The following is a 10,207-nucleotide window of genomic DNA, read 5'->3' as shown; positions in this document are numbered from 1 at the left end:
GAGAGCATCATCTTGCTGCGGCCCATCGAGGGGAGGACGACCAGGGCGAACATCACCACGCCCATACCGCCGATCCACGTGGTCGAGAAGCGCCAGAACTGCAGTCCGCGGGGCAGTGCCTCGACGTCGTTCAGAACGGTCGAGCCGGTGGTCGTCAACCCCGAAACACTCTCGAACCAGGCGTTGACCAACGTGAACTCCCCGCCCCAGATCAGGTAGGGGAACATCGACACCACGCAGGCCACCAGCCAGGCTCCGACGACGATGCAGAAACCCTCCTTGTTGGTGATCTGCGTGCAGGGGCCGACAAAGATTAGCGGGAAGGCCCCCAGCAGGGCCGTCAGCAGCGAGGAGAGCAGCAGGGGATAAAAGGCCGAGTCCACGCCGCTCACATAGGAGATTCCCGCCGAGAGCAGCATGAACATCGCGATGAACAGCATCACGACACCGATATATCGCAGTACCACTTCGACACGCATCGCGGATCAGGCTTTGGGTTGTTTCGACTGGTTGATGAGCGTTTCGATGCGCTCCTTGAGTTCGAGGACCTCGTCCTTCAGGTCGCCCTTGACGTTGAACGGGATGCGGAATGAGAGCCAGTCGCCCAGACTCCTGTTCATGCGTTCGATGGGCGTGACGCAGTAGAGCAACATGAAATAGAAGAGCATCAGCACGATGGCAATCATCACCGCCACGGAGATCAGCACCGGAGTCACGGCCCGGTAGGCATTCTTCTTCATCTGCTCGGCACGCGGCGCCAGCGAGCTCTGTGTCGAGGTCATGTAGTTCTTGATGGCATCGGTCAGCCGGCCGTAGAGGGCCTCGTACTCCTCGTTGTACCACTTGATACCCAGCGAATCGGGGCGGTTTGCGGCGGAAGCCGGGCTATGTACGGCCGCCAGGGAGTCCCTCTGTCGCAAATCGCCGAAGGCCAGGTAGTTGTCCGTGACGATACGCATCTCGGTGGTGGCGAAGGCCAGCGAATCGAGGAACGTCTTGTCGAGGGCTTCGTTCTGGGCCACGAGCAGCGTATTCTCCAGCCGGTCCATGCAGGCGCGGCAGACGCTGTCGCGCGACCGGTCGCCAAAGACCGACAGGCGGATCAGGGCCATGTTCTGTTCGTGGGCGGCATCGAGCATCTCCTTGGCCAGCTCGATGTTGCGGGCATTGGCCTTGAGGATTTCGCCCGTATCACGGCTCAGATGGCCCAGTTCGAGCAACGAGACCATCCCGGAAAAAAACAGCAGGCAGACGATGCTCAGAAAACCAACCGTCACCCGTTTACGCAAACCGGTCATAACTTTAACAGGATCTTAACTTTCCGGCAAAGATACGAAAAGTCGGGCGCAAAAGCCAATCTCGCGGGAGATTTTTGCCCCGGGCCCGCCATCTACGCCTCTGCGGGGTCGAGAATCCGTCCTTCGAGATCGTGCGCGGCATCCATCTCGCCGAGGGCCACGCGGCAGATCGTATTGACGCGCGAACGGTCGTAGGGGGCCTTCACGCGGCGGTAGTTGCCCGTGAAGCCGAACATCATGCCGCCGCGGCGCGTGCTTTCGAAGAGCACCTCGTCCTCGGTACCGACGGCCCGGGCGCAGAATTCGCCGTGGAGCCGGTTGCAGAGCTCCTCGAGTTCGGCCACACGGCGCGTGGCCACCGACGGCTGCACCTTGCCGGGCAGATCGACGGCCGGCGTGCCGGGACGCTCCGAGAAGGGGAAGATGTGCAGAAAGGCGGGCTTCAGATCGGCCAGGAAGTCGTACGTCGTGCGGAAATCGGCCTCCGTCTCGCCGGGAAAGCCGACGATGACGTCGATGCCGATGAAGGCGTCGGGCATCACGCGCCGCACCGAGGCGATGCGGTCGGCAAAGCGTGCCGAGGTGTAGCGGCGGCGCATCAGCCCCAGAATGCGGTCCGAACCGCTCTGCAGCGGAATGTGGAAGTGGTGCATCATCTTGGGATTGTGAGCGCAGAAGTCGATGATCTCATCGGTCAGCAGGTTGGGCTCGATCGAGGAGATGCGGAAACGGTCGATCCCCTCGACCTCGACCAGCGCCCGCAGCAGGTCGATGAAGCGTTCGCCCGTCGTACGGCCGAAATCACCCGTATTGACCCCCGTGAGGACGATCTCGCGCTGACCGCCGGCGGCAATCCGCCGCGCCTCCTCGACCAGATCGGCGATGGGCATGTTGCGGCTCGCGCCGCGGGCGTAGTGGATCGTACAGTAGGAGCAGCAGTAGTCGCAGCCGTCCTGCACCTTGAGGAAGGCCCGCGTGCGGTCGCCGCTCGAGAAGGCCGCAAAGAACGACGTCAGCGAATCGGTATCGCAGCTGTAGACCTGTGCACGGCCCTTGCCCGACAGTTCAACCACCCGTTTATATAAATCTCCCTTATCATTGTTGCTCAACACGATATCAACACCTTCTATATCGGCGATTTCCTGCGGTTTCAACTGGGCGTAGCACCCCGTTACGGCGATGATCGCATCGGGGTTGCGGCGGTGGAGCTTGCGGATCAGATTGCGGCACTTCTTGTCGGCATGCTCGGTCACCGAACAGCTGTTGATCACGCAGATGTCCGCCTCGGCCGTCGGCGCCACACGCACGAAGCCCCCCTGCTCGAACTCCCGCGCCAGGGTCGATGTCTCCGAAAAGTTGAGCTTGCAGCCCAACGTATGAAAATTGACTCTTCGAGGTTGCATGAATTCCTTATTTTACGGCACGAAATTACGAAATCCCTCCGAAAGAAGGAGGCTTTTCCGATAAAAAAGCGTAAATTTGCACGCTATATAAACCAAAAATGGAGTTTTTCAGCGACGTCTTCCAATACGGCTACCTCTCAAACGCACTCGCGGCCTGCATCCTCTCGGGCATAACGTGCGGACTGATCGGTACATACGTCGTCTGCCGCCGCATGGTCTTCCTGGCCGGAGGCATCACCCATGCCTCGTTCGGCGGTCTGGGCATCGCCTTCTGGGCCGGCACGAACCCCATCGTCGGCGCCTGGATCTTCGCCGTACTCTCGGCCCTGGGCATCGAGTGGGCCGGCTCGCGCGGCCGCATCCGCGAAGACTCCGCCATCGGCATCATCTGGTCCATCGGCATGGCCGTCGGCGCCCTGTTCATGAGCCTGCGTCCCGGATACACGTCGGGCGACCTGGCCGCCTACCTCTTCGGCAGCATCATCACCGTCACCGATACCGACGTCCGGGCCCTGGCCCTGCTCACGGCCCTGATCCTGATCGGGGCCCTGCTGTGGCTGCGCCCCGTGATGTACGTCGCCTTCGACCGCGACTTCGCCCGCTCGCGCAACATCCCCACCCGTGTGATCTCCTACGTCATGGCCGCCCTGGTGGCCACGGCCATCGTCCTCTCGATCCGCATCATGGGTATCGTCCTGCTCATCTCGCTGCTCACGATGCCCGTGGTGATCGTCAACACCCTGGCCCGCTCGTACCGGACGATCGCCCTCACGGCCCCGATCGTCGCCGTCGCCGGGAACGTCGCCGGCCTGATTCTCAGCTACCACCTCGAGGTCCCGCCCGGCGCCGCCATAATATTTGTGCTCACCGTGGCACTCGTTTCGGTAAAACTCGTATCTTTGTCGCAGAAAAAACCGCTTCACGCGCATGAAGACCATTCATAAACTCGTCCTGAAAGCCTATCTGGGCCCCATGGTCCTCACGTTCTTCATCGTCATGTTCGTGCTGATGATGAACTTCGTGTGGCGATACATCGACGAGTTGGTCGGAAAGGGCCTCAGCGCCGGAATCATCATCGAACTGATGTCCTACGCCATGGCCAACATGATCCCCATGGGGCTGCCCCTCTCGATGCTGCTGGCCGCCATCATGACCATGGGAAACCTGGGCGAAAACTACGAACTGCTGGCCATGAAGTCGGCCGGCATGTCGCTCGTCCGGATCACCCAGCCGCTGATCATCGTCGTGGGAATCGTCGCCGTGGGCAGCTTCTTCATCTCGAACAACCTGGTGCCGTACTCCAACAAGAAGATGTTCAGCATCATCTACGACATCCGCCAGCAGAAGCAGAGCCTCGAATTCCAGGACGGACTCTTCTTCAACGGCATCGACAACATGTCGATCCGCGTCGGACACCAGGACCCCGAGACCCATCTGCTGACCGACGTGCTGATCTACGACAACCGCGCCTCGAACGGAAACATGAACACCATCGTCGCCGATTCGGGCTACATCCGCCTGTCGGACGACAAGAAGTACCTGCTCGTGACGCTCTTCCACGGCCAGACCTACGAGCAGACCCGCAACAGCCAGTGGTTCACCAAGAGCGTCCTGCGCCACCATACGTTCGACCTGCAGAAGCAGGTCATCCCGATGGACGGCTTCGCCATGGGACGCTCCGACGCCGACATGTTCTCCAACGCCCAGACCAAGAACATCCACGAACTGCAGCACGACATCGATTCGCTCGAAATCCGCGTCAACGACGCCACGACAACCTCCTACGAACCGCTGCTCAAGGAGCAGATCTTCGTGCGCGACAATACGGTGCTGCCCGTAGCCGACAGTCTGAAGATCGACAAGAGCCATTTCCGCGACCTGCTGGCCACGGATTCTCTGCCCGGGCTCCCGACCCGCGAAAAGGAGAAGGTCTGGGACCAGGCCCGCACGCTGGCCAAGAACTCCCGCAACATGTTCGCCTTCGACGAATCGACGGCCAAGGAGGCCCTCAACCAGTTGTACCGCTCGAAAATCGAGTGGCACCGCAAAATCTCGCTCCCGGTGTCGATCCTGATCTTCTTCTTGATCGGCGCACCGCTCGGAGCCATCATCCGACGCGGCGGTCTGGGACTTCCGGTGGTCGTGTCGGTGATCTTCTTCGTGATTTACTACGTCATCAGCCTCACGGGCGAGAAGATGGCCAAGGAGGGTACGTGGGATGCCATCTACGGCATGTGGATCTCCACGTTCATCCTCACACCCATCGCCGTCTACCTCACCTACAAGGCCACGAATGACTCCGCACTGCTCGACACCGACTGGTATGCCGGCAAGGTCAAGGCCATGAAGGATCGCGTGGAGGGTTGGCTGGGACCGAGATTCGGAAAATGGAAAAATCGGATAAAAATCAAAAAACGCAATAAACGCAATGGCTAAAGAGACGATACTGAACAGTGTGGAGGAGGTCATCGAGGACTTCCGCAACGGTAAAATCGTCATCGTTGTCGATGACGAGGACCGCGAAAACGAGGGTGACTTCATCATCGCCGCGGAGAAAATCACCCCCGAAATCGTCAACTTCATGCTCAAGGAGGGTCGCGGCGTCCTCTGCGCCCCGCTCTCCGAGAAGCGCTGCGAGGAGCTGGGCCTCAACATGATGGAGGAGAACAACACCTCGCTGCTGGGAACGCCCTTCACCGTGACGGTCGACCTGCTGGGCCACGACTGCACCACGGGGGTTTCGATCCACGACCGCGCCGCCACGATCCGTGCGCTGGCCGACCCCTCGACCAAACCCACCGACCTGGGACGCCCCGGACACATCAACCCGCTGCGCGCCCGTGAAAAGGGCGTCCTGCGTCGTCCGGGCCACACAGAGGCGGCGGTCGACCTGGCCCGTCTGGCCGGGCTGCAGCCCGCCGGTGCGCTGATCGAGATCATGAACGAGGACGGCACGATGGCCCGCATGCCCCAGTTGCAGGAGAAGGCCCGAAAGTTCGGACTGAAGATCATCTCGATCGCCTCGCTGATCGCCTACCGGTTGAAGCAGGAGTCGATCATCGAAAAGGGGGTTACCGTACCGCTGCCTACCGAATGGGGCGATTTCAAAATCACGCCCTTCCGCCAGAAGTCAAACGGACTGGAGCACGTCGCCCTGACCAAGGGTGAATGGACGGAGGACGAACCCGTGCTGGTGCGCGTCCACTCGTCGTGCGCCACGGGCGACATCTTCGGATCGTACCGTTGCGACTGCGGCGAGCAGTTGCACCGCGCCATGCAGATGATCGAAAAGGAGGGCAAGGGTGCCGTCATCTACCTCAACCAGGAGGGACGCGGCATCGGACTCTGCAACAAGATCCACGCCTACAAACTCCAGGACGAGGGATTCGATACGGTCGACGCCAACCTCAAGCTCGGCTTCAAGGCCGATGAGCGCGACTACGGCGTCGGAGCCAGCATCATCCGCGAACTGGGCATCCGCCACATGCGGCTGATGACCAACAACCCGCTCAAACGCGCCGGGCTGGAGGGCTACGGACTCTGCATCGACGAGATCGTCCCGATCGTCATCGCCCCGAACCCCTACAACGAACACTATCTCGAAACCAAGCAGGAGCGCATGCACCATACGCTGGGGCTGAAAAAGGAGTAGTATATGAGCGGCAAGGAGTTGCGCATCGTCTTCATGGGTACGCCCGAGTTTGCCGTACCCTCGCTGCGGGCACTGGTCGCCGGTGGCTACCACGTCGTGGGGGTCGTCACGACGCCCGACAAACCCGCCGGCCGCGGTCAGCGGCTGCACGAAAGCGACGTAAAGATCGCCGCCCGTGAGTTGGGACTTCCCGTACTGCAGCCCGTCAAGCTGCGCGATCCGGAATTCATCGAGGCCCTGCAGGCCTGGAAGCCCGATCTGGGGATCGTCATCGCCTTCCGCATGCTGCCCGAGGTGGTCTGGGACATGCCCCGGCTGGGAACCTTCAATCTCCACGCCTCGCTGCTGCCGCAATACCGCGGTGCAGCCCCGATCAACTGGGCCATCATCAACGGCGAGCGCGAAACCGGCGTCACGACCTTCCTCTTGAACCACGAGATCGACAAGGGGGCCATCATCGGGCAGATCCGCGTGCCGATCGGCGAAGAGGATACCATCGGCACGATGTACGACCGGCTGATGCAGATCGGAACCGGTCTGGTGCTGGAGACCGTCGAACGCATCGCGGCCGGAGACATCCAACCGATCAAGCAGGAGGGGATCGACGAATCGACGTTGCATCCGGCGCCGAAGATCTTCAAGGAGGATTGCCGCATCGACTGGACGCAGCCCGGCAAGCGCATCGTCGACTTCATCCGCGGCTTGTCGCCCTATCCGGCCGCCTGGACGGCGATGTACCGCGAGGGTTCGGGCGAAGAGGCGCTGACGGCCAAGATCTTCGCGGCGAAGTTCGAGGCGGCAGACCATGCGGGAATCGCCTGCGGCACGGTCGAAAGCGACGGGCGGAGCTTCATCCGCGTGGCGTGTGCCGACGGCTGGATCCGCCTCGGGGAGCTGCAGATCGCCGGCAAGAAGCGGCTCACGGCACACGACCTGCTCCTCGGCTGGCGCGACGTGCAGCAGTATCGGTTCGAAAAACAGTGACCGGAGGCATCCTGCACCGTTATCCGCAAAAAGGGCATCCTTGCAGAAGGATGCCCTTTTTGCGCTTTGCAGGCCAGATGCAGCGATCAGAAGAGCTGCATGACCAACGCAGCGATCGAGATGTTGATGGTCGTCCGCAACTGTTTGAGCGCCTGCTCGATGTGCTTCTCCACGGTGCGTTGCGAAAGGTTGAGTTGGCGGGCAATCTCGGCATTGGTGAGGTTGCCGTAACGGCTCATCTCGAAAATGGCCTTGCGCTGCGGCGGCATCCGGTCGATGACCTGTCGGATGCGAAGCTCCGTTTCCTTGAGCGTATAGCTCTGTTCCACATCCGTCTGGCGATCCTCCAGATCCGGCAGGTCGATATCCCGCCGCCGGGCATTGTAGCGCAGCCGCAGGTAGTTGAAGATCTCATGCCGCACGCTGACCAGCAGGTAGTTGTCCACCGAACGATCCTCGTCGATCTGCGCCCGGCCGATCCACAGACGCATAAAGACATTCTGAACCACATCCTCGGCGGCCGTCGCATCGTGGAGCAACCGCTTGGCAAAGGTCAGATAACGCGTATAGCGGATCTCGAAAAGTTCGTTGAAACTCTCCTTGTCTCCGCGCTTGAGCCGGCGCAGCAACTGCTTATCGTTGGGTAAGGACATCGCGTGGGTTTGTCTGTGCAAGGATAGCAAAAAAAGTCCGAACTATCGGTAACATAAATCAGCCTCCTCCATTTTATCGAGACAGTAGGCGCGGAAATCGTCCCACGCATAATAGGGTCCCGTGACCGCCGGCAGGGGAATCCGCACCTCGTTTTCGTTCCAGAGCAGTTTGACAAGCACCCGCCGCGTCGTGGCGTGACGGTAGAAGAGCAGCTGCAGATTCCCTGCGGCCGGCGTGTAGTCGCCGGCCGACCAACGGGCCGAGACCGTGTCGATATCGGATGTCCGCAGATCGAGCCCCTCCACACCGAGCAGCACCCCCAGCGCCATGAGCGTATTGTCGTGGCCGAAGCGCAGCGACGCCGCATGGTCACCCGTTTCCAGAGCCCGGTCGCAGCACGATATCACGTAGCGCAGCACGGGCGAGGCCATGCAGCGAATCCACGCCCCGAACTGCGCCGACGGACCGCACAGCAGATAGAGCTTGTAATTGGCATAGCGCCACTGGGCATAGAGCTCCTCGGGGGTAAAATAGCGGTAGAGATCCAGATCCGCGCAGGTCGATCCGGCCAATGAATTGGCGATCTTGTAGATCTGGCGCGTGAGGGCCACCTGTCGGGAGGCCGACAGCGTCGCGGCGTCGATTATGATCCGGCCGACCATCGCCCCGGCATGCACCGTGGCGCTGTCGGGCTCCCGCATGAGCGAACGGTACAGCACCGTATGACGCACACTGTCGAAGGCTGCGTATCGGGCCGGATCATCGGGATCCTTCCCGAAGGCGTAGACCAGCGGATAGCTCCGTTCCGAGGCCTCGTGCGTGATCACAAGTCCGGGATACCGCGCCTTAAGCTCCTCGCAAAAGGCCGTCATCGAGAGAATGCACCGCCGGGAGGTGGAACTGAGGCTCTCGATGCGGGTGCCGTCGCGGAAAAGATCCCGGCAGCGATCCGACAGGCGCCGCGCCTGGGCCCGATGCTGTTCGGCGCCGGCGGGAGTCAGTTCGCCGCTGCGCAGACGGGCCTCGGCAGAGATGATCCGCAGCGAGGCCAGCAGTTCCGTACCGCTGCGGGTAAGGCTGCCGCGCCGTTCGGCCGCCTCAAGCGTGGCAAGCGGGGTAGTGTAGTCACTCTCCACGCTGCACAGGCGCGAGCCGTGACGTCCGTAGTGGGCGATGTAGCACAACGCATAACCCGCCGGCGGAGGCGTCTCGGGACCGATCTCCGACTCGGGGTAGAGCGACAGGTCGAACCGCACGCACGACGGATCGGCGGCAATCCGCTCCGGAGTCGGAACTCCGCCCCGGACATCGGCGGCAGCCAGGACCGCCAACAAGGGAATAAGCAGTTTTTTCATGATTCCAGCTCTGATGAACGGGAGGGCAGGGCACGCCTCATGCGCACCCCGTCCCCCCCAAATAACACTCAACGAAGGCGCAGCCGGCGAATGCGCTGCGAGCCCGAACCGTCGGCAACATAGATGTCCGAGCAGTCGTCGGAGACGACGATACCGGCCGGGTAGGAGAAGGTGGCCGTGGTGTTCGTCCCGTCGGTGACGCCCTTGGTTCCGGCCACGCCCGCCAACGTCTCGAGCGTTCCGGCGGCATAGCTGCCATCGGCCGCCGGCGTGAGCTTGCGCACGGTGAAGGCCGTTCGGTCTGTGAAGTAAATGCAGCCGTCCGAGGCGCAGAAGACGCCTCCAACCATGCCGATGGTCGCCGTGGAAAGATCCCCCTCGCCGTCGGAATAGCTGGAGCCCGACGGGGCCGTACCGTTGCCCGCTATCGTGCTGACCGAACCGTCGGTGTCGATCTGATAGAGGTAATAGGCATTGTTGGTCCCGACGATGACGCGGCCTTCGGCATCGACATCCATCGACTCGGGCATCTTCACCTCGTAACGCGCCTGGACACCCCCCGTGGCCAGATCGATCTTCAGAATCTCGTTGGCGTCGCGGCTGGCGACGTACATCTCGCCCGCGGCGCCGAAGGCCACGCACATCGGATTGTTGAGCGTCGCCCCCGTAATCGGGTATTCGCTGCAGGAGCCGTCGGAGGTCACCCGCAACACCTTGTTGTTCCCCTTGTTGGCCACATAATAATCGCCCGACGGCGCGAAGTCTCCGCCCCACGGATAGTTGAGCAGCGAACTCGTACAGAGCGTCGTGACGTGGTAGGACTGGTCCATGCGCCGGATGGCAAACATTCCCACACCGCCG

General features: G+C 61.6%; 10 protein-coding genes. 4 read left to right on the top strand and 6 right to left on the bottom strand.

The features are described 5' to 3' along the window. The 3 genes from PUQ42_RS09935 to mtaB form a co-directional block, all read right to left on the bottom strand. Positions 1–479 (bottom strand): potassium transporter TrkG (locus PUQ42_RS09935; protein ID WP_273373336.1); only part of this gene is annotated, 479 nt, incomplete at its 3' end. Positions 480–485: 6 nt separating this feature from the next. Next, positions 486–1,298, bottom strand: coding sequence for a hypothetical protein (locus PUQ42_RS09930; RefSeq protein ID WP_087403973.1), 813 nt, complete (start codon positions 1,296–1,298; stop codon positions 486–488). A gap of 92 nt (positions 1,299–1,390) precedes the next feature. Continuing rightward, positions 1,391–2,701, bottom strand: coding sequence for a tRNA (N(6)-L-threonylcarbamoyladenosine(37)-C(2))-methylthiotransferase MtaB (gene mtaB / locus PUQ42_RS09925; protein ID WP_087309269.1), 1,311 nt, complete (start codon positions 2,699–2,701; stop codon positions 1,391–1,393). A gap of 98 nt (positions 2,702–2,799) precedes the next feature. Between mtaB and PUQ42_RS09920 the strand changes: the two genes are divergently transcribed. Genes PUQ42_RS09920 through fmt form a run of 4 tightly spaced genes read left to right on the top strand, consistent with a single transcriptional unit; the run spans position 2,800 to position 7,337 of the window. Next, positions 2,800–3,645, top strand: coding sequence for a metal ABC transporter permease (locus PUQ42_RS09920; protein WP_087309268.1), 846 nt, complete (start codon positions 2,800–2,802; stop codon positions 3,643–3,645). Then, positions 3,629–5,137 carry an LptF/LptG family permease gene (locus tag PUQ42_RS09915; RefSeq protein WP_087309267.1) on the top strand — a complete coding sequence of 503 codons (1,509 nt, stop codon included), beginning with the start codon at positions 3,629–3,631 and terminating at the stop codon, positions 5,135–5,137. Before PUQ42_RS09920 ends, PUQ42_RS09915 begins: the two co-directional genes overlap by 17 nt. Continuing rightward, positions 5,130–6,353 (top strand): bifunctional 3,4-dihydroxy-2-butanone-4-phosphate synthase/GTP cyclohydrolase II, encoded by a 1,224-nt coding sequence (locus PUQ42_RS09910; RefSeq protein ID WP_087309266.1) that lies wholly within the window; start codon positions 5,130–5,132, stop codon positions 6,351–6,353. The genes PUQ42_RS09915 and PUQ42_RS09910 overlap by 8 nt, the downstream gene beginning before the upstream one ends. Positions 6,354–6,356: 3 nt before the next feature. Beyond that, entirely contained in the window at positions 6,357–7,337 is a 981-nt protein-coding gene (fmt, locus tag PUQ42_RS09905; RefSeq protein ID WP_273373331.1) for a methionyl-tRNA formyltransferase, read from the top strand. 86 nt (positions 7,338–7,423) lie between these two features. Here the strand turns inward: fmt and PUQ42_RS09900 are convergent, their stop codons facing one another. The 3 genes from PUQ42_RS09900 to PUQ42_RS09890 all read right to left on the bottom strand — a co-directional run. Continuing rightward, complete coding sequence (locus PUQ42_RS09900; protein WP_273373330.1) at positions 7,424–7,990, bottom strand: RNA polymerase sigma-70 factor; 567 nt, start codon at positions 7,988–7,990, stop codon at positions 7,424–7,426. Positions 7,991–8,032: 42 nt separating this feature from the next. Continuing rightward, a complete protein-coding gene (locus tag PUQ42_RS09895; protein WP_162992889.1) occupies positions 8,033–9,346 on the bottom strand; it encodes a histidine phosphatase family protein in 1,314 nt (437 codons plus the stop codon). 68 nt (positions 9,347–9,414) lie between these two features. After that, on the bottom strand, positions 9,415–10,207 hold a 793-nt coding region (locus PUQ42_RS09890), incomplete at its 5' end, for an NHL repeat-containing protein (RefSeq protein WP_475652132.1).

Source organism: Alistipes megaguti, from assembly GCF_944320325.1.
Lineage (GTDB): Bacteria > Bacteroidota > Bacteroidia > Bacteroidales > Rikenellaceae > Alistipes > Alistipes megaguti.
The sequence above is the reverse complement of the archived record's forward strand: the minus strand, read 5'-3'. Positions and strand labels throughout refer to the sequence as shown.

Coding starts and splice junctions, on each gene's coding strand:
- mtaB (WP_087309269.1), bottom strand. CDS start 2,701: ATGCAACCTCGAAGAGTCAATTTTCATACGTTGGGCTGCAAGCTCAAC.
- PUQ42_RS09920 (WP_087309268.1), top strand. CDS start 2,800: ATGGAGTTTTTCAGCGACGTCTTCCAATACGGCTACCTCTCAAACGCA.
- PUQ42_RS09915 (WP_087309267.1), top strand. CDS start 3,629: ATGAAGACCATTCATAAACTCGTCCTGAAAGCCTATCTGGGCCCCATG.
- PUQ42_RS09895 (WP_162992889.1), bottom strand. CDS start 9,346: ATGAAAAAACTGCTTATTCCCTTGTTGGCGGTCCTGGCTGCCGCCGAT.
- fmt (WP_273373331.1), top strand. CDS start 6,357: ATGAGCGGCAAGGAGTTGCGCATCGTCTTCATGGGTACGCCCGAGTTT.
- PUQ42_RS09930 (WP_087403973.1), bottom strand. CDS start 1,298: ATGACCGGTTTGCGTAAACGGGTGACGGTTGGTTTTCTGAGCATCGTC.
- PUQ42_RS09910 (WP_087309266.1), top strand. CDS start 5,130: ATGGCTAAAGAGACGATACTGAACAGTGTGGAGGAGGTCATCGAGGAC.
- PUQ42_RS09900 (WP_273373330.1), bottom strand. CDS start 7,990: ATGTCCTTACCCAACGATAAGCAGTTGCTGCGCCGGCTCAAGCGCGGA.